26 protein-coding genes are annotated in these 23,683 nt (G+C 34.7%); 10 read left to right on the top strand and 16 right to left on the bottom strand.

Going from position 1 to position 23,683, the window contains the following annotated elements; translation table 11 throughout:
- Positions 1 to 106: 106 nt before the first annotated feature.
- Complete coding sequence (locus ACUN28_RS15620) at positions 107 to 304, top strand: DUF4017 family protein (protein ID WP_016087532.1); 198 nt, start codon at positions 107 to 109, stop codon at positions 302 to 304.
- An 18-nt stretch (positions 305 to 322) separates the two neighbouring features.
- On the opposite strand, the gene ACUN28_RS15615 is transcribed toward ACUN28_RS15620, so the two are convergent.
- From ACUN28_RS15615 to ACUN28_RS15600, 4 genes are all read right to left on the bottom strand, one after another.
- Entirely contained in the window at positions 323 to 1,969 is a 1,647-nt protein-coding gene (locus ACUN28_RS15615) for a M3 family oligoendopeptidase (protein ID WP_016087531.1), read from the bottom strand.
- A gap of 104 nt (positions 1,970 to 2,073) precedes the next feature.
- On the bottom strand, positions 2,074 to 3,003 hold the full coding sequence (gene ppaC, locus ACUN28_RS15610) for a manganese-dependent inorganic pyrophosphatase (protein ID WP_016087530.1): 930 nt from the start codon (positions 3,001 to 3,003) through the stop codon (positions 2,074 to 2,076).
- A gap of 161 nt (positions 3,004 to 3,164) precedes the next feature.
- On the bottom strand, positions 3,165 to 3,830 hold the full coding sequence (locus ACUN28_RS15605; RefSeq protein ID WP_016087529.1) for a lytic polysaccharide monooxygenase: 666 nt from the start codon (positions 3,828 to 3,830) through the stop codon (positions 3,165 to 3,167).
- Positions 3,831 to 4,020: 190 nt separating this feature from the next.
- Positions 4,021 to 4,524, bottom strand: a complete 504-nt coding sequence (locus ACUN28_RS15600) for a GNAT family N-acetyltransferase (protein WP_016087528.1) — start codon at positions 4,522 to 4,524, stop codon at positions 4,021 to 4,023.
- A 105-nt stretch (positions 4,525 to 4,629) separates the two neighbouring features.
- Here ACUN28_RS15600 and ACUN28_RS15595 point away from each other — a divergent pair, with 105 nt between their 5' ends.
- Both ACUN28_RS15595 and ACUN28_RS15590 read left to right on the top strand, forming a co-directional pair.
- Positions 4,630 to 5,271, top strand: a complete 642-nt coding sequence (locus ACUN28_RS15595; protein WP_016087527.1) for an HD domain-containing protein — start codon at positions 4,630 to 4,632, stop codon at positions 5,269 to 5,271.
- Between the two features lie 61 nt (positions 5,272 to 5,332).
- The gene (locus ACUN28_RS15590; protein ID WP_033659712.1) at positions 5,333 to 5,629 is read left to right on the top strand and encodes a hypothetical protein; all 297 of its coding nucleotides are present in this window, start codon (positions 5,333 to 5,335) and stop codon (positions 5,627 to 5,629) included.
- 146 nt (positions 5,630 to 5,775) lie between these two features.
- On the opposite strand, the gene ACUN28_RS15585 is transcribed toward ACUN28_RS15590, so the two are convergent.
- From ACUN28_RS15585 to ACUN28_RS15555, 7 genes are all read right to left on the bottom strand, one after another.
- Positions 5,776 to 6,141: a carboxymuconolactone decarboxylase family protein gene (locus tag ACUN28_RS15585; protein ID WP_016087526.1), complete on the bottom strand. Its 366-nt coding sequence runs from the start codon at positions 6,139 to 6,141 to the stop codon at positions 5,776 to 5,778.
- A gap of 102 nt (positions 6,142 to 6,243) precedes the next feature.
- On the bottom strand, positions 6,244 to 7,734 hold the full coding sequence (locus tag ACUN28_RS15580; RefSeq protein WP_016087525.1) for an alanine/glycine:cation symporter family protein: 1,491 nt from the start codon (positions 7,732 to 7,734) through the stop codon (positions 6,244 to 6,246).
- Positions 7,735 to 7,864: 130 nt separating this feature from the next.
- On the bottom strand, positions 7,865 to 9,349 hold the full coding sequence (locus ACUN28_RS15575) for an aldehyde dehydrogenase family protein (protein ID WP_016087524.1): 1,485 nt from the start codon (positions 9,347 to 9,349) through the stop codon (positions 7,865 to 7,867).
- Positions 9,350 to 9,367: 18 nt separating this feature from the next.
- Entirely contained in the window at positions 9,368 to 10,264 is an 897-nt protein-coding gene (gene dapA, locus ACUN28_RS15570; RefSeq protein WP_016087523.1) for a 4-hydroxy-tetrahydrodipicolinate synthase, read from the bottom strand.
- Positions 10,265 to 10,286: 22 nt separating this feature from the next.
- Positions 10,287 to 11,228, bottom strand: coding sequence for a proline racemase family protein (locus tag ACUN28_RS15565; RefSeq protein ID WP_016087522.1), 942 nt, complete (start codon positions 11,226 to 11,228; stop codon positions 10,287 to 10,289).
- Positions 11,225 to 12,262, bottom strand: coding sequence for a proline racemase family protein (locus tag ACUN28_RS15560; RefSeq protein WP_016087521.1), 1,038 nt, complete (start codon positions 12,260 to 12,262; stop codon positions 11,225 to 11,227). The genes ACUN28_RS15565 and ACUN28_RS15560 overlap by 4 nt, the downstream gene beginning before the upstream one ends.
- Positions 12,259 to 13,434 carry an NAD(P)/FAD-dependent oxidoreductase gene (locus tag ACUN28_RS15555; RefSeq protein WP_016087520.1) on the bottom strand — a complete coding sequence of 392 codons (1,176 nt, stop codon included), beginning with the start codon at positions 13,432 to 13,434 and terminating at the stop codon, positions 12,259 to 12,261. Before ACUN28_RS15555 ends, ACUN28_RS15560 begins: the two co-directional genes overlap by 4 nt.
- Before the next feature lie 181 nt (positions 13,435 to 13,615).
- Between ACUN28_RS15555 and ACUN28_RS15550 the strand changes: the two genes are divergently transcribed.
- From ACUN28_RS15550 to ACUN28_RS15535, 4 genes are all read left to right on the top strand, one after another.
- Positions 13,616 to 15,274, top strand: coding sequence for a sigma-54 interaction domain-containing protein (locus ACUN28_RS15550; protein WP_016087519.1), 1,659 nt, complete (start codon positions 13,616 to 13,618; stop codon positions 15,272 to 15,274).
- Positions 15,275 to 15,399: 125 nt separating this feature from the next.
- The gene (locus ACUN28_RS15545; RefSeq protein ID WP_016087518.1) at positions 15,400 to 15,672 is read left to right on the top strand and encodes a (2Fe-2S)-binding protein; all 273 of its coding nucleotides are present in this window, start codon (positions 15,400 to 15,402) and stop codon (positions 15,670 to 15,672) included.
- Positions 15,669 to 16,001 carry a (2Fe-2S)-binding protein gene (locus ACUN28_RS15540; protein WP_016087517.1) on the top strand — a complete coding sequence of 111 codons (333 nt, stop codon included), beginning with the start codon at positions 15,669 to 15,671 and terminating at the stop codon, positions 15,999 to 16,001. The genes ACUN28_RS15545 and ACUN28_RS15540 overlap by 4 nt, the downstream gene beginning before the upstream one ends.
- Positions 15,998 to 17,233 carry an NAD(P)/FAD-dependent oxidoreductase gene (locus ACUN28_RS15535; RefSeq protein WP_016087516.1) on the top strand — a complete coding sequence of 412 codons (1,236 nt, stop codon included), beginning with the start codon at positions 15,998 to 16,000 and terminating at the stop codon, positions 17,231 to 17,233. The genes ACUN28_RS15540 and ACUN28_RS15535 overlap by 4 nt, the downstream gene beginning before the upstream one ends.
- Positions 17,234 to 17,257: 24 nt before the next feature.
- Here ACUN28_RS15535 and ACUN28_RS15530 read toward each other — a convergent pair whose 3' ends face one another.
- Positions 17,258 to 17,566 (bottom strand): YxcD family protein, encoded by a 309-nt coding sequence (locus ACUN28_RS15530; RefSeq protein WP_000447764.1) that lies wholly within the window; start codon positions 17,564 to 17,566, stop codon positions 17,258 to 17,260.
- A complete protein-coding gene (locus ACUN28_RS15525) occupies positions 17,554 to 18,003 on the bottom strand; it encodes a hypothetical protein (RefSeq protein WP_016087515.1) in 450 nt (149 codons plus the stop codon). Before ACUN28_RS15525 ends, ACUN28_RS15530 begins: the two co-directional genes overlap by 13 nt.
- A gap of 258 nt (positions 18,004 to 18,261) precedes the next feature.
- On the opposite strand from ACUN28_RS15525, the gene ACUN28_RS15520 reads away from it, so the two are divergent.
- Positions 18,262 to 19,026 carry a DUF1836 domain-containing protein gene (locus tag ACUN28_RS15520; protein ID WP_016087514.1) on the top strand — a complete coding sequence of 255 codons (765 nt, stop codon included), beginning with the start codon at positions 18,262 to 18,264 and terminating at the stop codon, positions 19,024 to 19,026.
- Between the two features lie 192 nt (positions 19,027 to 19,218).
- On the opposite strand, the gene ACUN28_RS15515 is transcribed toward ACUN28_RS15520, so the two are convergent.
- Both ACUN28_RS15515 and ACUN28_RS15510 read right to left on the bottom strand, forming a co-directional pair.
- A complete protein-coding gene (locus ACUN28_RS15515; protein ID WP_016087513.1) occupies positions 19,219 to 20,619 on the bottom strand; it encodes an HD domain-containing protein in 1,401 nt (466 codons plus the stop codon).
- A gap of 145 nt (positions 20,620 to 20,764) precedes the next feature.
- Positions 20,765 to 21,880 (bottom strand): HD domain-containing protein, encoded by a 1,116-nt coding sequence (locus ACUN28_RS15510; protein ID WP_016087512.1) that lies wholly within the window; start codon positions 21,878 to 21,880, stop codon positions 20,765 to 20,767.
- A 276-nt stretch (positions 21,881 to 22,156) separates the two neighbouring features.
- On the opposite strand from ACUN28_RS15510, the gene ACUN28_RS15505 reads away from it, so the two are divergent.
- On the top strand, positions 22,157 to 22,762 hold the full coding sequence (locus tag ACUN28_RS15505) for a DedA family protein (RefSeq protein ID WP_016087511.1): 606 nt from the start codon (positions 22,157 to 22,159) through the stop codon (positions 22,760 to 22,762).
- A gap of 39 nt (positions 22,763 to 22,801) precedes the next feature.
- On the opposite strand, the gene ACUN28_RS15500 is transcribed toward ACUN28_RS15505, so the two are convergent.
- Positions 22,802 to 23,290: a hypothetical protein gene (locus ACUN28_RS15500; protein ID WP_016087510.1), complete on the bottom strand. Its 489-nt coding sequence runs from the start codon at positions 23,288 to 23,290 to the stop codon at positions 22,802 to 22,804.
- Between the two features lie 140 nt (positions 23,291 to 23,430).
- On the opposite strand from ACUN28_RS15500, the gene ACUN28_RS15495 reads away from it, so the two are divergent.
- A complete protein-coding gene (locus tag ACUN28_RS15495) occupies positions 23,431 to 23,655 on the top strand; it encodes a hypothetical protein (RefSeq protein ID WP_016087509.1) in 225 nt (74 codons plus the stop codon).
- Positions 23,656 to 23,683: the final 28 nt, after the last annotated feature.

Here is a 23,683-nt window from a genome sequence, read left to right as displayed (position 1 = left end):
CAACCCTTTTATTTACATAAATATTAGAAATACATATATCTTATCTCAATCTATAATGTGTTATATAAATATATATGTGATGATTTTATGAAAAGGAGGTGAACATATGAAAAATATAATCCCTGCACTAGTACTCTATATTATTGTTTGCATAATCGCTATGATTGCTCCAGCATCTGAAGGCTATAATCACGTTGGCTGGAAGTTGTTTGTTGGGCAAGCGTATGCCATACCTATTTTCATCATTGCGGCTATTATTACATTTTATATAAACAAGAAGAAATCTACGAATAAACAGTTATAAGGATAGCTAATGCTATCCTTATTTTAATTCGCTAATCAGATCCAAAATAACCCTTGTTGTACTTTCTATCCTTCCTTCCGAAAAATCAAACGTAACACCTGTTTTTTCATATATTTCTTGTATAGGTAGGTTCCAATCTGAACTAGCTCCCTCTTTAAAGAAAGCAATCGCTTTTTCTCGATCTTCCCGATAAATTTGAAACAATTGTATTGCTCCTATTTGTGCAATTGCATATTCAATTTTATAAAAAGGAAACTGGACAAAGTGAAATGACTCTAACCAGCCTGCGCCGATTTCATTCTCTAATCCTGCAATATCAACGGATGAATATTGATACCTTTTACATATTTCAGCGTATTTCTTATCTCGTTCTTCTGGTGTATGGTTTGGATTTGCATAGATCCAGTGCTGGAATACATCTCCTGCAATTGACGACAGTAATAAAGACAAAGCACGATATAATTGTACGCGCTGCACTTCTTTATATTCTTCCTCTTGCTTATAAAAGATATTGAGCTTATCCATTACTAGCAACTCCAGACTGAGGGAATAAAGCTCAGCCACCTCTTCGCGAAGATATCTTTCCTGCATGCTACTATCATTGTTAAATTGTTTATAAAAATGAAAAGCATGCCCCACTTCATGTATGAGTGCATTAATTGCATAGAATGATGGACTAAAATTAGAATACACAAAAACCTCTTTACTAAAAGGTAGGGTAAAACAAGCAGCTCCTGGCGCTTTATTTTCACGTTCTTCTACATCAATGAATCCTGCTTTTCTTATATGAATAAATTTCTCATAAAAATATAAATCTGTCGTCCGAAACATTTCTTCCACCCCATCCAATAAATCAATTTCATTTTGGAATGGGGCTTTTGGTAATTTACATGGCGTAAGATCCCAAGGGCGATATTTTTTTACGCCGAGATTCTTTTTAGAAAGACTTCCCAACTGTTCCCATATTGGTACAACATACTTTTCTATAGATTCATGAAGCTTATAACACTCTTCAATACTATAATCTCTATTTTTTTGTTTGAAAACATATTCACTATAATTATTAAATCCTGCATGTAAAGCTATCTCATTCCGCAATTGTATAAGTTCATTCATAATACAATCTATTTCTATTTTCACTACACTTCTTGCTTCACATAAAGCGTACCAAGCTTTTTCGCGAATAACTCTATTGGGGTTATCTAACTTGGCTTTTATGAATGCATACGTCTTTTGCTCGCCTTCCCAATTAATAAATATGTTAGACATTATTTCTCTATATTTCGTAATAAGTTCTTGCTCTTTAATGGAAAGAGCAATGTTCTTTTCATTAAACATTTTACTCTTCACTAATCGTTCTTTTTTCATAAATCCGTATTTCTGCTCATTTAATAAGTCGGAAAACGGGCACTCTCTAAATTTCTGGTCAAATTTTGCAGTGTAGCTTTTTAAAAGTGGTTGAATTGTATTTTGATTATACATATGTAAATTACGTTTATCTCTGTCATTTGTATCTCTATACGTGGCGATTAAACTACTTGTTATCTCCTCTTCTACTTCAGCGTTTACACGCAGTTCCTCTAAAAGCCAACGCTCTAATTCTGAAACAGAAGTAATTTTCCGCTCTAAAAGTGACTGTAATTTACTTTCCAAATCATTAAACATACACAAACCTCCCGTTTTTAATTTTCTGTTTTTTTAGAGATAAAAAAGGACAAGTAGCCAATCTGACTACTTGTCCTTTTTTTGTTAAACCATACACAATTATATTAAGCTTGGAATGCTCCTGTTAATACTGGTACGATTTGTTTTTTACGAGATACAACACCTTTTAATGTAGCAGTGTTGTTTTCTAGAGATACGTTGTATGCTTTCTCAACAACGTTTGCTGCTTTACCGATTGCAAGACCGACAGAATCGTTAGTTAAGATATCAGTTACAACGAATAAGAATAGGTCTAAACCTTTTTCTTCTACTACTGCAGAGATAACTTTTTCAAGTTCCGCTTGATGTACAAGAACGTCGTTTGTATCAACAGCGTTTACTTGTGCGATTTCAACTTTCGCATTACCCATTTGGAATTCTTTAGCGTCAAGAGAGATTAATTGCTCCATTGTTTTTCCGCTTAAGTCAGCACCAGCTTTTAACATTTCTAAGCCGTAGCTATCAGCATCTACACCAGCGATTTCCGCTAATTCACGAGCTGCCGCTACGTCTTGCTCTGTGCAAGTTGGAGATTTGAATAGTAAAGAATCTGAAATGATTGCAGATAACATTAAACCTGCAACTTCTTTACGAATTGTAACGCCGTTTTCTTTGTACATTTTGTTTAAGATTGTAGCTGTACAACCAACTGGCTCACAACGGTAGTATATAGGATCGCTTGTTTCAAAGTTAGCAATACGGTGATGGTCAATAACTTCTAACACACGAACAGATTCGATATCGTTAGCACTTTGTTGACGCTCGTTATGATCAACTAAAATAACGTTGTCCACTTCGCTTGCAACTGTCTCAACAAAACGCGGTCCTTCTACTTTAAAATAGTCTAACGCAAATTGAGTTTCACCGCTGATTTCGCCTAAACGTACAGGCTCAGCATTCATTCCTAATTCTTTTTTCAATTCTGCATAAGCAATTGCAGAACAAATTGCATCTGTATCTGGGTTTTTATGCCCGAAAACTAGTACTTTTTCCATGTTTTCCACCTCTTCATGAAAAGGATATCTTAAAGAAGCAAATATGACAATATTTAAAGCATAATTTTTTATAAATAATTGCACTTTCTTCTATATTTTTCATCGTTTTGCGTAAAAAAGATCATCTAAAATGAATTAGATGATCAAAATGTATATTTCATTTAAAACAATGTAGGAACTTGCACTACATGATTTAGCGCGAAATTTGATGCTAAACCAGTATTTACAAGGTTCACATCTATAACTTGATAAAACGCATTCCCAGTGTCTGCAATTTCCCAAACAGCTAAAATAAGGTGATATCCATTTCTATCTGTAGGTACATTTGCTTCATGTGTCACGGAAGTTCCTGGTCTAGCTCCTCCGTCATTTTTCACATAAAACGGTACTAAATCTAAATCAGATCGTGATAATGGTTTATTTGGATTCCAATCTTTTTTTGTAATGTAGTATTTCCATTCTTTCGTACTATGAGGTGCGGTTAGTTTCCACTTGAATGTATTCGTCCCGCCGTTTAACGTAACTTTCTTCCACCTATCAACTGTTTGAACGTCTAAAGCAGGAAAATGGCCAGCTCCTGCGATTTGTCCATCAGAAGGTCCTAATTGCGGGAATCCACCTATTCCTTCTACACTTTGCGGCTCATATTGAATCGGACCGCAATTTACATTCACCCCTTGCTTACATAAATAAGAACGGCTTGCTGGTGATTCTACATATCCGTGAGCTGAAGCTTTTTCTGAAAAACCGAAAGTTAACAATCCCGTAAGTAATATGCCACCACTTAATATGACTTTCTTCACCTTCTGTAAACCTTTCGTTTTCATCCCGTCATCCCCTTTCCCATAATAAAGCGAAAATAACTATAGTTGCCTAGTCATCTTCTCTACATCCATTATAAGTCGAGGCACATTACTAAAAGAACCCTCTAAAAACTTTCTCAAATTCATTTATTTCATGTACTAAATGAATTTATTATTTTAAGCATGATAACCTTTTAATCACAACTTATATAACTTATATAATTTTATAATAAATAACTGTGGCATCTAAATTACCATTTGGAGATATTGCGTAATCTGGTATTTTTCCAGCTTCTTGATAGTCTAATGATTTATACAATCTATTAGAAGGATCTCCTTCTCTCGTATCTAACACTAAAAGAGACCTGTTTTCTTGCTTTGCTCGTTCCTCTACTTTTTGCATAAGTAAACGTCCAATGCCATTACGTCTAAAGTTTGGATGAGTCATTAACTTGCAAATTTCGGCCCTATGGATCCCATTAGGCTTTGTAACTAAATGTAATTGAATACTCCCTGCCACTTCATTATTTATTTTAGCGACATACAAGATCACTTCTGGTGCTAAAACGACTTCCCAATACTTCGTTGATTCTTTTTGTTCCAGTGGAGGCAAAAAACCAATTGACGCCCCATCATCTACAACCGTTTTTAATAGTTCAGAAAGCTCTTCCATATCATCTTTTATTTGCTTAATCTCTTCAATTACTAAATCTTGCATTACTAATCCCCCTTTTGTTTCATTGTACCAATTTTTAAAGAAGGAATAACGAAATACGAAGATGAAATTATTTAAGGTACAATTTTTTAGAGAAAGGATACGTATATGAAGTATATATTAGATAGGACATACGCAAGGGAATTACTCGAGTGGGCATATGAACAAAACCCAGGTCCGTGGTTCGAACATTCATGTAATGTTGCCCTTGCAACTGAAAAGATAGTTGTAGAACTTATTAATAATGGGTACGACCTAGATGCTGACATAGCATATAATGCTGCCCTCCTGCATGATATAGGAAGATATAAAGGGTTTACTAAATCTGTTATTCATTCCTATGATGGTTATATGTATTTGAATAATTTAGGGTATACAGGAAACGCGATTATTTGCGTGACACATTCATTCCCGTGTAAAAATGAGCATTTAGATATAGCAGCGGAGTGGAGCCTTGTTCCTGATTATATGAAAAGCCTATTAATTGAAATATTGAATGAAAATAGTGACTACGACTTATACAATAAGGTCATTACCCTTTGTGACGCACTTGCTGATGCAGAGGGCTTTACTACGCTTGAAAAAAGATTGATTTCAGTTGGTTTACGACATGGAACAACCTCTCATTCTTCTTTACATTGGAAAGGTTTCTACACAATTAAGAATAAATTAGAATCTTTAATCGGTAAGAGTATATACAGCGTTCTTCCTGACGTAGAGAAATCAATTTATAAAAATATGGAATATTGAATTACATACAACTTAAAAACGATAGAATTTGTATGTGTACTTCTAAAGCACTCATTGAAAAGTGGAGGGATTAATTATTAGTAAAATAGGATTTGACCTAATAAATCATGGGGATAACTCTGATCTTGGATATGCAGATATTGAGGCGATATTTAAGAGATGTAAATTTTCTAACTGCTCTCATACAAATGAACCACACTGTGCAATTAAAAAAGCTATTTCCGATGGAATTCTTACAGAAGATATAATGAATAATTATTATAGGGATAAAAATGAATTCGAATATGTATGTAAACAAAAGAACAAAACAAAGGCCATTGATTATATGAAACAATTGAAGCTTTTTAGAAAATCTTAAAACTAAATAAATAGTTGTGATTTCTCATTCCCACTAACTTTAAAAATCTTACTTTATTACATCACATACAAGGTAATTTTTATACTCAAATTCAATCTCACGTAAAAGAACGTTTTAAACATAAAGTTTAAAACGTTCTTTTATATTCAATGCTTTTGATTTTTCAGTTCACTTAAACACTCTTGTACTAATGTTACTGCTTGACTCATTGCAGCTCCACCAGCAAATGCTGCTGATACACCACATGCTTCCAGAATTTCTTTATCTGAACACCCTTGATCAAGACAACCTTTTGTATGATAAATTGTACAGTATTCATCTTGCGTTGCTAGACTAATTCCTAATGCGATAAGTTGTTTTTCCCTTTTTGTTAAAGCGCCCTCTTGAAAACAAGCTTGCGTGAATGCATTATATGTTTCAGCAATTTCAGGAATTTGGTTTGTAAAACTACCGATACCTTCTTTATAATGATGTAGAACGTCATTTACTGAACTATGTTGTTCGTGTTCCATCTTATTATTACCTCCATTCAAATTATCTGTACCTATTGTAGTATGTGATGAAAATTAGGCAATATACCTCATTAATTAGAGTGAATATTCAGTTTATTAAAACTACAATTTCAGACTATCATCCACTACTGATTGTTCTTTATAGTTTTTCCTTTCAATCTCTTTACTCCTCTCTTCCCAAAATGTTAAACCTTCAATTCCCACATTTTTAGGATCAAACACTGGATCTTTCCCTTCTTTTTTCTGTGATTCATAATCTTTTAACACTTTTAATGCAATTTTACTTAATAGTAGAATCGCGATTAGATTTAACCATGCCATACTACCAATTCCTAAATCTCCAAGATTCCATAAAAGTGACGCCGATTCTACGCTACCGATGTATACCATAATTAAAAATCCAATTTTTAAAACTGGTTTTAACCAGCTATGTTTAAGCTCACGATCTAAATAAGTAAGTGTCGTTTCAGCGATATAGTAGTAAGCAAGTAAAGTTGTAAACGCGAAGAAGAAGATTGCGAATGAAATAAATATTGGACCAAACCCTGTCATAACAGTTTCAACTGCTTGTTGTGTATAGATTGGACCTGCATCAACATTCCCTATATTCTTTACAATGGCGCTTTTTCCTTCAGGTATAACATTATACATACCTGTTATTAAAATCATAAGAGCTGTCGCTGTACATACAACAATTGTATCGATATATACAGAAAACGCTTGAACTAACCCTTGTTTTGCAGGATGGGATACTTCAGCAGCAGCGGAGCTATATGTCGCTTCTCCAACACCAGCAACATTTGAGAATACAGCGCGCTTTACGCCCCATGCGATTGCTGCACCGACGATTCCGCCAAACATTTCATTTACACCAAAAGCACTAGAGAAAATTAAAGCGAACATACTTGGAATTTCTGTTACATTCGCAATTAATACGATACATGTAACAATTACATAGCCAATTGCCATAAATGGAACAAGCATTTGAGAAACGCCCGCAATTCTCTTTACACCGCCAAAAATGATTGCTGCTAATAATACGACTAACAATATACCAGTTATATATTTGCTAATGCCATTTGAGTTTTCAAACCCCACTGCGATACTACTAGATTGAATACCTGGTAATAAAACGCCATATGAAAGTGTTACAACGACTGCTACAATGACTGCAAACCATTTCATTTTCAAGCCTTTTTCGATGAAATATGGTGTACCACCGCGATATTCATTTCCAACTTTACTTTTATACACTTGAGATAATGTTGATTCAACAAATGCACTAGCTGCTCCTAAAAGAGCCATTACCCACATCCAAAATACAGCTCCTGGCCCGCCAAAAGCGATAGCTGTCGCGACCCCTGCAATATTACCTATTCCGACCCTACCGGATAAAGCTAAACAAAATGCTTGAAAAGATGAAATTCCCGTCTCCGAGCTCTTCCCTTCAAATAATAATTTAATCATCTCTTTAAAATAACGAATTTGTAGAAAACGAGTTGCAATTGTAAAATACACACCTGCTCCTAATGCAAAAACAACTAACCCGATACTCCACACTTGCCCTACTAACCACTCTACTAATTGCTCCATCCAAATCCCCCTTATCATTCTTTTAAAAACTATTTTATATATAAGAAAACGGACAACTATTATTAAACCTTCCAGTTGTCCGCATCTCTTATTATTTCATCCCTCTATTTATTAACAGATAGATTCTCTATTACTTTATATTTACCCAAACACTTTTCACTTCTGTGTAATTATCAAGCGCATATGAACCTAACTCACGACCGATACCAGATTGTTTAAATCCACCAAATGGTGCCGCCGCATTTTCTAAGTTATAATCATTAATCCATACAGTCCCTGCCTTTAATTTATTGGCAACTTGATGTCCTGTTTTAATATTTTGTGTCCATACGCCCGCAGCGAGTCCGTATGAAGAGCGATTCGCTCTTTCGATTACCTCTTCTGTTGAATCAAAAGGAAGTACAACGACAACTGGTCCAAAAATTTCTTCTTTAACAATTGTCATATCATCAGTAACATTGGTGAATACCGTTGGCTGTACAAAATAACCTTTTTCAAATGCACGTTCACCACCAGCAGCAACAGTAGCGCCTTCCGCTTTTCCTTGTTCAATGTAATGTAGCACACGCTCTTGTTGTTTTTTAGATACGAGTGGACCCATTTCTGTTTCCTTCTCCATACCTGCTCCAAGTTTCACTTTATTCGCCATTTTCACTAGTTCATTTACGACTGTTTCGTAATGTTTTCGGTGAACGAATACGCGAGATCCGGCACTACAATTTTGACCGTGATTATACATAATGCCTTGGAATGCACCGTTAATCGCTTCTTCTAAATCAGCATCTTCTAAAATGATATTTGGTGATTTACCGCCAAGTTCTAACGTTACATGTTTAATTGTTTCTGCAGATTGACGCATAATATATTTTCCCGTAACCGTTGAACCTGTAAAGGCTACCTTATCAATATCATGATGGTTTACGATTGCCGCTCCTGCTTCAGGGCCAAAACCTGGCACAAAGTTTACGACACCGTTTGGAAAACCTGCTTCTTTAAAGAGTTTCGCTGTATATAATAATGATAAAGGCGTTTGTTCTGCCGGTTTTAATACGATTGTACAACCTGTTGCTAGTGCAGCTCCCATTTTCCAAGAAGACATAACGAGCGGAAAATTCCAAGGAATAATTTGACCTACAACGCCAACAGGCTCATGACGTGTGTAATTTAAGTAATCTTTTGAAATCGGAATTGTTTGCCCTATAATTTTTGTAGCCCATCCTGCATAATAGCGATAATTTTCTACAGTCGCTGAAATATCATCATCCAGCGCTACTTGATATGGTTTCCCATTATCTAAAGCTTCTAACTGTGCTAATTCTTCTCCATGCTCTTCGATTAAGTCTGCTAATTTATAAATAAGATGCGCTCTTTCAGCGGTAGTCATTTCTGCCCAAGGTCCTGATTCAAATGCAGATCTTGCCGCTTTTACTGCGATATCAATATCCTCTTCTTGTGCTTCGCATACGATAGCTAGAACATCTTCAGTTGCTGGATTGTATGTCTCAAATGTCTTTCCGCTAATTGAAGGAATAAATTCACCATTAATAAACATTTTTATTTCTTCATTTAAAAACGCTTTCACTTTTGGTCTCAGCTCAATGTTCGTCGTTAACATATATGCTCTCCTCCTTAATTAAACAGCTGCATGAGCTGCAATTTTTGAAATTATCGTTTGAAGTTTTTGATTTTCTTCTTCAGTTAATCCCAGTCTTGGATAGCGAGAAGGTCCCCCAACTTGCCCGTGTAGTTCCATTGAGCGTTTAACGATTTGTACATATTTTCCTGACCCTTCAAGAAACTCGCAAAGAGGTAAAATAGCATCGTTTATTTCCCAAGCTTTTTCTAATTCACCATTTTGAAAATGCTCATACATTTTCGTAACGAGACCTGGAACAATATTTCCTGCTACTGAAACCCATCCCGTTGCACCAACTAAATAAGATTCCATAACTAAATCTTCAGATCCACAGAAGACTTGAAAAGCACCTTCGCCTTGTCTTACTAAATCTCTCGCTTTACGAATATCTCCGCTAGATTCTTTAATATGTGTAACATTTTCACATTCTTTTCCTATACGGAGCATGAGCTCTGTACTCATATCAACACCAGATGTAAACGGGTTATTGTATAACATAATTGGTATATTTACAGCATTTGAGATTTCTTTAAAATGAAAATAGATTTCCTCTTCTTTTGGTTTACAATAATACGAGTTTATAATTAATGCACAATCTGCTCCGTGTGCTTCTGCATGTTTCGTATATTCAATCGTTTCTCTCGTCGTCTCCGCAGCAGTTCCAACAATAACTGGAATACGGCCATCAACTTCTTTTAATACAGTTTCTACCATTTTAAATCGTTCTTCTTTTGATAAACTAACAAATTCTCCCGTACTGCCATTAATAATAATTCCAGCTACTTTTTGCTCGATAAAGTAGTTTATGTTTTGTTTTACACCTTTCCAATCAATCTCTTGAAACTCATTCATTGGTGTTATTAATACTGGAAATGCTCCTTGAATTTTTTGCATCTTTATCTCTCCCTTTACCATTTTATTTTAATAAGAAGCCTGTTGGAAACGGATCAGTAGGATCTAATATAAACGTTTGCATACCTGTAATAAACCCTCTACTTTCAAATCGAAAAATGTATCCAAGCTCTTCCTTCTGCACTTTTTCTACTGTTATAAAACTATTAAATATACTTTCATTTTTAAAAGGTTTATCCGTTATATAATCATTTTTAAATAATGCATGTACGTAAGATACTATAGTAGAGACAAAACCCGGCGAACGTACTATAAAGTTATCTTCATGAAATGTAATCGACTTTATATGGTTCTTTTCTTTTTGCATAGAATCTACTAAAATAAGTCTTTTTATTAATGACTGTTTTTGTATAGCTTGAAGTGTCGCTTCACCCCATTTTTTTAATTTAGAGATGTTTTCAATACAGATTGCTGGCGAATGTGTATCCTTTTCTACAACTGCATATACTTTATCTGCCTGTATGAGGGAGTAACTTATATTACCAACCTTTAAATTTTTCTCAATCATATAACATAGTTTGCTTTCAAACGAAACAGATACAACTTCATCATTCTCTACATACGCATCGACTGAAAATATGCCAGATAACGTTTCGATTTTGTATTGATTCGTCTCTCTCTTTTTTAAATACCCGCTTTCTAATAACATCGTTATGACTGCGACAATACCTCCATAATGAAGCGGAATGGATCCTTCATGATTAAAAAATAATACAGCTGCATCGACTTCCGTATGAATAGAAGGAACGACAATACATCCATTTAAACCGATAAAACCACGCGGTTCATTTAATAAAAGCTTCATTTCTTCTGCCAATTCACCTGAAAATTGTTCGTTTAATTGCTCCAAACTATAGTAGTATTTGCATGGTACGTCTTTAATCACACGAAATGCCTCGCCATTTACGTGTACGTCTACTGCTGTATACATTTTTTGAATGTTCATTTTACATCCTCCGTTTCATGTTCCATCGGCGGAATTAGCAAAAAGCCTTCTTTATGTGGATCCTTTTCATTGTAAAAAAACCTGTGCATACCCATAAGCCAAGCTGATCCCGTAATTTTCGTTACTACAGCTTCAATATTTTCTACATATGTTGTATTCATAACACACCCTTTAAATAAAGAACCTACAATACTCTCATGAACAAATTCTTCATCGATGTCAATTTTTTTATGAGCATATAATACAGCTAACTTCGCTGATGTTCCTGTACCACATGGAGATCGATCAATTCCTCCAGGCGGAACAACAACTGTATTTTTCACATGCGCACTTTCATGAGTAGGATCTGTATAAAACTCCACATGGGTTAATCCTCTAATAAACGAATACTCTGGATGAATGATTTCAAATTTCTCATTAATTGTATTTCTAATATGAATCGCTTTATCAATGATTGTAGATGCGTTTTCTGATATTAATTCTAGACCTACTGACTTCGCATCGATAATGGCGTAAAAATTCCCTCCATACGCAATATCTGCCTCTACAGTTCCAATTTCTTCGACGTGTACAGAAATATTTTTCAGTAAAAAAGCTGGTATGTTACAAAATGAGACTTCTTTCGCTTTCCCATCTTGAACAGAAATATCTACTTCAACTAAGCCAGCTGGCGTATCTAGTTTTAAAGAAGTAACCGGTTCAACTACTGGAATTAAACCTGATTCAACTAAAGCTGTACATACACCGATTGTATCGTGGCCACACATCGGTAAATATCCACCTGTCTCTATGTATATAACACCTATATCAGCTTCAGGATGACACGGATCTGTTAATAGTGCTCCTGACATTACATCATGACCACGTGGCTCATTCATTAACAATTTGCGAATCCAGTCATACTCCTTTTTCATATGTAACATCTTCTCTGCCATCGTCTCTCCAATTAACTTAGGCAGTCCGCTAATCAATGTTCTCGTTGGATTCCCGCCCGTATGTGTATCAATCGTCGTAAAGACTCTTTGTGACCTCATCCGTTTAACACCCTTTCTGTAAAACGACTCAAACGAAGTGGTTCAATAGGAATGATTGTTTCTTTTTCATTTAATAATTCTTCAATCACTTTCCCAGTAACAGCTGCAAGACTAATGCCATCCCCTTCATGCCCCGCTGCTATAAAGTAGTTCGGGATATGTTCCACTCGTGAAATAATTGGTAAATGATCTTCTGTCCACGGGCGTAATCCAGCATATGAACGAATCACCATCATATCCGCCATTTTCGGATAAAAACGAATTGCTCTGTTTGCAATACATTTAATAACGTCGTTATTAATTCTCGTATGGAACCCTACAAATTCTCTACTACTACCAATTAAAAAATTTTGGCTTTCTGTCGGCTCAAAGACAAGAGCTACCCCATATTTTTCAGTTAAAGCATCCACTTTTCGTTTCCCGCCAAATTTAGAAATTAAATAACCAAATTCCATTACTTTACGACAGCCAACGTATTGTTGTCTTGAGGCTACAATAATATGCCCTTTCCTCGGTTCAATCGGGATATTTACATCCAACATTTGTCCGATTTTTGGAGCCCACACACCGGCTGCGTTTACCACTTGCTTCGCAGTAAACGTCCCATTTGTCGTTTCTACAATAAAGGAACCGTCTAGCTCTCTTTTCATTTCTTTTACTTCCGTATGATTAAAAGCTTTCGTACCAAATTTCTTCGATTCTTCAAGAAGTGAAAAAGCAAGAAGATACGGATTTACAGTCGAATCCGTCGCGCATTCTAACCCGCCTAATAAATCATCTGCAAAAAATGGCGATTCTTCTCTTATATCTTGTCTATCAAGCATTCGAAACGGTAAACCAACTTCTTTTTGACGATTCACCCATTGCTGCGCTGCTTCCATTTCTTCGTCCGACTCACATACGAGAATACTTCCTGGTGCTCTATATTCAAATGAATGCTCTAACTCTTCACTTAAATCAGTTACCAATTTTTGACTTACTAACGACATTTGACTATCAAACCCTGGGTCTTTATCAATAGCCAAAATATTCCCGTCACACCGTGAAGACGTCCCACTGACAAATTCTCCTTTTTCAATGATTGTTACGTCTCTACCGTATTTTGATGTGTAATAAGCGATAGAACAGCCAATAATACCACCGCCTATTATTAAAACGTCACAGTGCCTCACTTAGCACCCCTCCTTTCTTTTTACTCCCTCACTTTCTTTTATGCAATTGACGTGCCAACTCTACATATATACACTTTTTATAAAAAATATTTTTATTTGTAAAAATATTTTAAATTTATCGTAAATAGGTGTATTATTTTTTTATCACTGTCAAAATTTTTATACATAACAGGAGGACAATATGGCATTCTCATTTCCCACAATAAAAGAATTTCTAAAAACTTTATCCATTGATCATACATACAGCATGCAACCTATTGAGCAAGTTGGAGAAAAATTTTATTACCGCCCTTCTACTACAGAAGAATATAACTGCGCAGTTATATATGAAGATGACTCATTCACCACTTTAATTGACATGTTTTCCAATGAAATAGTCGTCATCATAATGAATGAAAATAAAGTGCCTATATGCTGTATAACAGCTCAGCAAATCATTCCGTTTCTTGTTAAGTCTTACTATGAACTACAATCTTTTTATAACGCAGTAATACAAACAACTGATTCTTCCGTTACAGTCATCGATAATAAAGAACGCGTTTGTACTTGGACAGATGGCGCCGAAAAGATCTTTTCAGTCAACCATAATGAAATTATTGGGCAACCTATCACTCGCTTTTTTGACTATAAAGATTTGGAAATTTTGCAATCATTACATGACGGTAAAAGCATAATCGCTCAGTTCCATCAGCCTCGTCCAGATTTATTCGTATTAATTAACTCAAACCCAGTTTATTATAACGATGAAATTATTGGAGCGGTCGTTTCAGAAACAGATGTTACAAATCAAGTTGCTTTAAACGAAAAACTATTCAATATGTCACATGAAATGCACCGTTTAGAACAAGAGGTCGCAAAGTACAAAGATGAATCAGATCCTTTCCTTGCGATGAATGGAAAGAGCCCTGTTATTCAAAGAACAATACAATTAGCTAGAAAGGTTTGTTCGGTGAAATCAACTGTTTTAATACTCGGCGAAAGTGGTGTTGGAAAAGAAGTATTTGCAAAAGCGATTCATGAAGCAAGTGAAGCTACTAAGGCACCTTTCATTTCAATTAACTGCGGTGCAATTCCCGAGGCGTTATTTGAAAGCGAATTATTCGGGTATGAGCGTGGGGCTTTTTCTGGTGCAAATAGTAAAGGAAAAAAAGGTAAAATAGAGCTCGCGCAAGGCGGTACATTATTCCTTGATGAAATAGGAGAAATGCCGCTTGATATGCAGGTAAAACTTTTGCGTGTACTACAAGAACGAAAGTATTACCGTGTTGGTGGAGAAAAAGAGATTCATATTGATTTCCGCATTATCGCTGCTACAAATCGTGATTTACAAGAAGAAATGAGAAAAGGCACGTTCCGAGAAGATTTATACTATCGTTTAAATGTAGTTAGTTTGCATATTCCACCGCTTCGCGAAAGACGAGAAGATATTATCGAATTAACATACTCTTTCTTAAATGATTTTTCAATCAACTATAACAGACCAATTCGTGACTTACCTTCAAGCATTATGCATGAACTACTTCATTACAATTGGCCAGGTAATATTCGCGAGCTCCGTAACGTTGTTGAGAGACTTGTCGTATTTGCGACTGACGGTATTATAAAACAAGAATATTTACCATTTCATACAAATGAAACGTTAGACAACCATACGGCACATTCCCTATTACTCAGCAATAATAATACAATCCTATCTTTGCAAGAAGAGATGGATGAACATGAGAAAAAAGTCATTGAGAGGGCTTTACGCATTTTGAATGGGAATAAGTTAGAATGCGCGAAACAGCTTGGCGTTACGAGGGCCACTTTATATAATCGTTTAAAAAAACTTGGGTTATAATAAAGTGAAACTTTAATCAGTGCGGGTCTTACTACCCGGAAAATAGCGAGATAAACCTTTCTCCTCTATTTTGGCATAGTTTTTGCATAATAATTTGTGCAAACCGAACTAGAGGAGGAATTCATATGACGAATAAAGATCACTTAATTGTTTGTCGATGTGAAGAAGTTACATACGGTCAACTTCAATCGACAATTGCTGAATATAAATGCTCGGCAAGAGAATTAAAACTTAGAACACGTGCTGGCATGGGATTTTGCGGTGGCCGCACATGTAGAATGATGATAGATCGAATGATTGAAAGTGCAAATCCCGACGTAAATACTAATGAAATTCCATTAAAATATCAACCACCAGTGCGCGCAGTTACCTTTGGAGCGGTAGGTGAAAATCAATGAGTAGAATTACACATCACCCCATTTTAGGGAGTTTAAATAGTAGTAAGCGCATCACTTTCCAATTTAACGGACAACAATATGAAGCATATGAACATGAAACCATTGCGGCCGCTTTACTTGCAAACGGAATAAGAACATTAAGAGTGCATGAAGATAGCGGAACGCCGCGAGGTATTTACTGTAATATCGGACATTGTTCTGAATGCCGCGTCACAGTAAACAATCAAACGAACGTACGAGCATGCTTAACTGTTGTAGAAAAAAATATGGTTGTTGATAGTGGTAAACAGCATCCAAATATCGTGAGAGAGATGGTGAAAAAGCGATGAACGATGTCATTATTATCGGAGCTGGACCAGCAGGTTTATCAGCCTCCATCTCTTGTGCTCGTTTTGGACTAAATGTACTTGTTATTGATGAATTTGTGAAGCCTGGCGGAAGGTTGCTCGGACAATTACATCAAGAACCTACTGGAGAATGGTGGAATGGAATAGAAGAATCAAAACGACTTCACGAAGAAGCAAAATCACTTTCAGTTACTATTCGATGCGGCATTTCTGTCTATAATTTAGATAAAGATGAAAGTTCTTGGTTCGTACATACGAATATCGGTACGTTAGAAGCACCGTTCGTTTTACTTGCTACTGGCGCTGCTGAGTACTCCATTCCCCTTCCTGGTTGGACACTTCCTGGGGTGATGTCAATTGGAGCAGCTCAAGTTATGACAAATGTTCATCGCGTTCAAGTTGGGAGAAAAGGAGTAATTATTGGTGCTAACATTTTGTCATTCGCTATCTTAAATGAATTACAATTAGCGGGCATTAAAGTGGAACATATCGTACTTCCTGAAAAAAGTGAATTAAGTCAAAAAGCTGGAGAACCCGAAGAAGTTTTAAACTCTCTCTTACACGCTGCCCACCTTGCCCCGTCACCTTTATTACGTATAGGTAGTCGATTAATGAAATATAATTGGGCGAAACAAGCTGGATTAAACTTCTATCCAAATAACGGTATGAAAATAAACGGCACACCTCTTCACCTTCGAAAAGCAGCTCTTGAAATTATCGGAACAGAGCAAGTTGAAGGTGTACGTGTTGCTAATATCGATACGAAAGGACACATCATAACTGGATCGGAGCAAATATATGAGGCAGACTTCGTTTGTATTGCCGGTGGCTTATACCCTCTTGCTGAGCTAGCCGCTGTAGCTGGCTGTCCTTTCCGTTACATTCCAGAATTAGGCGGTCACATTCCTATCCATTCCGAAACAATGGAAACCCCTCTTTCTGGTTTATTTGTAGCCGGCAATATAACTGGCATTGAAAGCGGGAAAATCGCAATGGCACAAGGAACTGTTGCTGGGTATTCAATCGTAAAACAAGTAAATAATAAATCCCATTCGGTTGAACAACACTTACAACAAGCAATCCAACATGTACATACCGTACGTCAACAAGCTGCCATTCAATTTAACCCGAGGATTGATGTCGGTAGGCGTAAAATGAATGAAATTTGGCGTGATTATTCCCTTTCATATGCACATACTAAAAAGAGCTGTTGAGATTACTCTCAACAGCTCTTTTTCCTACTCATCTGAGTTATTAAATTTCGCTAATGCGTAAATGCCTTCTTCATCATCTAATTCAAGTTGTAATCTTGCTGCGAATGAATTGACATTATATTCTCTGTCAAGTAACAAGCGTAGTGCTTCAATTAAGTTTGCTTGAATTAATATTTGTTGACGGCCATTTACCTCTACTTCTGCAGAGAAACCATATTCATCATCATACATTAGCTCAACTAAAACTTCTTCTGGACCAACTTGTCTTTTTTCAGCGATATATACGCAAAGTGCATTTATTAATTCTTGTTCAGAAATTTTTATTGTTTCCATGCTACTTCATCTGCCTTTTTCTTACGTTGATCTTTGAAGTATTTAAATGCACGAACCGCTAACATTACGATACCAGCCATTACTAACATATTTACCATAAACGCTAATACAGAACCAAGAGCTCCCATATTTGCAAATAAGCTACCCATTAGTAAACCACCAAGACCACCTAGTAATAAACCTTTCATAAAGCTTCCTTTATTACTTTTTGGTGCTGTGTTTGTTGCTTTTGTTTTTGAATCTGTTGTCGTTTTTTGTGAATTTACGTTAGTATCTTTTTTGTTCAAATCAACTTTTGACTTTTGACCAGAACTTGGTGTGTATGATTTTTTACCAGATTTGTAACTTTTCGCTGCCGCATGATCTACGAACATAAAGCTACTAGCCCCAAAGATCACCATGAATGCTGTCATTATTGCTACAAGTTTTTTCAACATATTATATCCATTCTCCTTTTATATAGATATATGTGAAATCTACCTTTCTAGTAAATTCAGAATGATAGATTTATTTTTAAGAACATTTAAAGGTTCTTATGAACTTATTATATGAACTTTTGTCGAAATATGCAAGTATTATTTACTTCCGACAGTTTAGTGACAAAGGAAAAATTAAGCAAAACAGAATTGACTTTAAATGAAACAAAACATATTATAAGTTCATAAGAACTTTTTATTATTTTTGGAGGTGAAAAGATGGAAACATTTCATCTCACACGAAACGAAATGGCTACCCTTCTTCTATCATTAAGAGGATGGAATACGAAAAAGCCTCTCGGTATTTTACAAGAAGCTTGGGCAAAGTCACATAAAAAAGATATTGAAAGCGGACAAAGCGTAACTGCTTTTATTACTACCGCACTTTCACCTATTTTTGAAAAACTAATTAAGATTGAAGATACAGACGTTGGTTTTTCATTAAATGAAATAGTTGCGCTTGGAAATCAGATTGAAAATACAAGTTTCTCAGTAACGGCCATGCAAAACTGGGTGAAACGAGATATAAAAGAAATGATTGGCTCTCCTCAAAAAGGAAAAAAATATTCAATTGAACAAGCTGCCTTACTATTCATTGTTGAAGATTTAAAAACAGCACTTGATTTTGAATCCATTCGTAAGCTATTACGCCTTATCGTAAATGACCCAGCCGATCGAAGTGATGACTTAATCAATCCTGTTCATTTATATGGAGCATACTCTTCCCTATTTGAAGAACTCAATCAAGGGAATTGCTTACAATTAAATGCAACAGATACAATCCATACAATTGAAAATATCGTGAAAGAAAGAGCTGATAAAATCGCAAGCAAGTTCGATCAAATTAATAACGAGCAACGCGAAGCAATTCGGAACGCCATTATTATTGCGACACTTTCTGTACATACCGCTTATGTACAAATGTTAGCGAAACGTTACGTAACAGCAACGTTATTTTTACAAAATTTAGATGTGAAACCTTAAAAAATAGGAGCAGAAATGCTTCTATTTTTTTATAACGAAAACAAGCATCTACCTTTTATATATTTAGAGCAAGTGGATGCTTGTTTTTCTAGGTATTAATTATGAAAAATAATAATAGCCTGTCATTAACTCAAAAATGATCATTTCATTCTATTAAATTTCGAACAGGTTTTCTCGATAAATCTCATTCCTTCAACATTGTAACTCTTTATAAATTTCAATTTGAGCTTTTGAGCTATTAGCAAAATTTAACCAATCCTGTCTTACATTACTTATGTTTTCAGTTACCACAAGTTCAACAATATCTAGATGTGAAACATTCGTTGTTATCGGTTTATTTATACCATTAATTTTAGCACCTGACATATACTTAGCAATCTCAGGGTTTAATGCGAAAGCAAAATCAATTATAGTAGCACCTTGCGGTAAGTTCACGGAATCTAACTTAGGAGTAAATGTAACAATGTTATCTTGGAATAGTTCATATGATACTAAATCATAAAATTCAATTGCATCTTGAGTTACTAGATCATTTGTCTTAATAAAATGATCCATCAATTTATAAATTATATTTTGCATCTCCTTATCAGTTATACTTTTTGTAAGAATATGAAATACCCCTTTATATCGTATCTCCTGATTTGTTTTTGTTTCAATACATATCACTATTTCATGGTTATTGATCACCACTTTGGTCTTTAAGTATTTATTTAATACATCATTTTCAATTGCTATATTATCTTCAAATTGATGAGGAATTGGTTTGTACAGTTGATGTATAATCCCTAATATTTTATAACAGTCTAAATTACTTGAGACCGTGATGATTATTTTTGACACTGCTGTAATGTCTTGAATATCTTGGAGACGAGAATAAGCTGTATAAATAGGGCTGACTTCATAGCCCACTTCAAATATTAAAGTTCGATTCAGAATTTTTTTTATATCTAGCATAATGTTTTGAGACAAATCCTCTAATAACTTAACATAATTTTGTAAAAGCATTTTCATTCCTTTATATTTAGAATGATTAAGATAATAAAAACCTAAATCTTCTAACTCGTGTTGAATATGAAATAGCCCCAGCCTTTTACAAATCGGAGCGAAAATTTTGAGTGTTTCATTTGCATAAGGAACTTGTTTCTTTACAGCTTTCACCTGTAAAGTTCTCATGTTATGTAGACGATCTATCACTTTTATAATAGCCACTCTTATATCTCCATGTGTAGCTAACAATAATTTCTTTAAATTTATTGCTTCATACTCTTCTTTATTCGGGATTTGTTTTTTATCAATTTTAGTTAATCCTTCTACAATATCAGTCACTTTTTTACCGAATATATCATGTATATACTCAATTGTATAATCTGTATCCTCTACCACATCATGTAGTAATGCTGCAACTAAAGTTATAATATCAGCCTTACACTCTAGCAAAATTTCTGTAACTGCAAATGGATGAGTAATATACGGCTCACCCGAAACACGAAATTGTCCTTCATGAGCTTTCTCGGAAACAAATATAGCTAAATGTAATTGTTCTAATTCTGCTTTATGTAGATATGAGGCCTTTTCTAATAATGCTTCTTTCATATTTTCACCCTCATCACGCTAATTTTCTATAAAAATTTCATTAACATTATAATTCGTTATTTGAAAGTGAAGTACCTGTCTAAGTGATAAGAGAATATTTATATTGTTTATTCCCCACAAAGTATTTTGAAGTTTCTAAATCAACTCAAATGGAATATGCATATTCTTTTTTAGGTAACCTTACTATCTCTCGAATAAAAGGGGATTTTTCTAAAATATCATCTAACTGCCCCTCACTAAAAACGTAAATACCACCTACATATGAACTGTATGCCTTTTTCTCAGTTATTACCGCTAAATTGGTATTTTCCTTTTTAAAATCACCCTCCAGTCCTTTTTCAAATGATAAACTTTTAGCACCTGAAAAATAAAGCTGAATTAACGCCACTAATTGTTTGTCCTCTGATTTTGCAAAGCACTGAATTTCATGTAAAATCATTTCATCTTGTAATGGGAGAAAATCCTCTACTAATAAATCCTCTTCTTTATGAAAGAAATTTTGTAATTCAGTAGTATAGAACTTAAGATTTTTCTCAGTTATCTTTTGAAAAATGGATTGCAACAATAAATCTTTTCCTATTACAAACGGATGACCAAAGCCATTATTATAAAGTCCCTCTTTCATTTTCATTAGTTGTTCGATCAAAGGGATTCCCGATTCTTCAATTACAAGTTTACCGTTAATAAAACGCATACTAGCAATCAGTTCTTCAATTCGTAAGCCCTCTAATTCAAGCGTAGAATAATTTAAATCTCTATTCCAAAAATCTAATTGATCCATTCCTAATGAATTAAATAATAGTTCATCTATAATTGGAAAAACTCCATCTTCTGTTAAAGCTTTCGTTACATCATCTAATAATCCAGGGGTCTGATTTAAAATCGTGCGTATTTCTTCGTCCTCTTGAATGATTCGTACCGTCCAATCACCATGATCTTCACCCGATATTTGCTGAAAACAATGTGAATATGGACCATGTCCAACATCGTGTAGAAGGGCTACAGTAGATACTAGCTTTCGTTCATATTCCGATAAATGTATGTCACCAATCTCAGTAAGATGTTCTATCACTTTATTTACTAGTACATATACACCTATCGAATGTTCTTCCCTCGTATGTATTGCATTCTCATGTAAAAAATAAGTATGTCCTTGTTGTTTAATATAGGCCAATCTTTGAAATATTTTTGTATCAATCAATTGAAGGATATATCTATCCTGAATAAATATTGATCCATAAATCGGATCTGTAATATACATACGTTCCCCTCCTATTTTTGTAAATTAAAGACCTTCACTATTATACTTAATTTTCAGTCTATTATCATTGAAATATGAGAAATTTTTAATAATCTTTTCATTATTTCTTCATGAAAACTGGGCTTATATGCTTTACTATAATACTTATGCGAGACATAAAAGAATTGAAATAGCAATCCCCTATATAAATAAGGTATAATCTACATATAGTGAACCTTTTATGTTATTAAATAAAGGCGCATCTATTCAAAAATTCATAAATTAGAAGGTGCATCAATGGTTAGTAGTTTTATTCATTCAGTATTAACATTTTTTGAAGGATTAGGTTATTGGGGCATTATGCTTGGACTTATGATTGAGATTATTCCAAGTGAGATTGTCCTTGCTTATGCGGGATACTTAGTATTTAATGGTAGTATCTCATTTTTAGGCGCAGTTGTATTTGGTACAATTGGCGGTGTTATTGCTCAAATCTTTATTTATTGGATTGGACGATACGGTGGACGCCCTATTTTAGAACGTTACGGAAAATATATTTTTATTCACAAAAAACAAATAGACGCTGCTGAGGATTGGTTTAATCGTTACGGAACTGGCGTAATTTTTACAGCACGCTTTATTCCAGTAGTACGTCATGCAATTTCAATTCCTGCTGGTATTACAAAAATGTCATTCCTACGTTTCACTACGTTAACAGCACTCGCAATCATCCCTTGGTCTATCATTTTCATTTACTTAGGTGAAAAACTAGGTGAAAATTGGGAGAATATTAATGATATTGCTGGACCGTATGTGAAATCATTCGCAATTGGTGGCGTCTTACTTATTCTTTTATACTTCGTTATAAAAAAATGGACAAAAAAGCGTAAAAATCTTGCGTAAAAATATAAATAAAAAACCGCTATTCATTCATTACGAATGTTAGCGGTTTTTATTATAGGTTTGATTATGTATTAGAAATTGCATTATTTCTTCTTTATGATTTAAATTATGCTGAATGAGTGATGAAAAGTAATTATTTAATCTCACTTTTTTAGTGCCAAATTGGTAGTCATTATAAAAATATTGGGTGGGAATTCGCTCTATTTCATCCACTAATTGTTTACGAATAACACTAAATTGATTTAATAGTTCTTCTTTTGAAATACCAGATCTCGCATATTTAATTGCTCCCTTATTCATTTCCTCAACATCTATTGGAACATTTGGTACACATTGTCCACATTTAAAGTATGGAATTCTATGCTTTATTAATAACACATCCCAAACGATAAAATGTGAAATCACATCCGCAATCGCCCACGAATCTTTTTTAAAAGATTGAAACCATATATCATCAGCTAATCCCTTCAACGTTTGACACCATTCTATTAAATTTAACTTTTCTTCCAAAATATTTTCTTTCTCCATTATTCCTTCCTTTCTCCCACTTATAATTCATTCATATTTATGTCTTCTAGAAATTGTATAAAAAGCCTCCATAATTACATGGATAAGCAACAATTCACTCATTCATTTCGTATATTATTTCAAAAAGGAGTGGTTCCCCTATGCATTGGCAACAAAAAATACAATTCTTAATCGGACGCCCTATCGGTATTTCCTTCATCAATGGGCAAGGAACCTCTGGTGTATTATGTTCAGCACATGATGGTCAATTATATGTGTATGAATACCTTTATCAAGCACAGTTCGCAATGAAACATTATGATTTTAGACAAATTCAAGATATACATGTCTTTCCGAATTGTCCAAATCAAAATCCTCTATACTAAAAAAAGGAACAGCTTATAGCCGTTCCTT

The sequence above is a fragment of the Bacillus sp. WC2507 genome, assembly GCF_052656125.1.
Note: the sequence above shows the minus strand (reverse complement) of the source record. Positions and strands in the feature narration are given on the sequence as shown.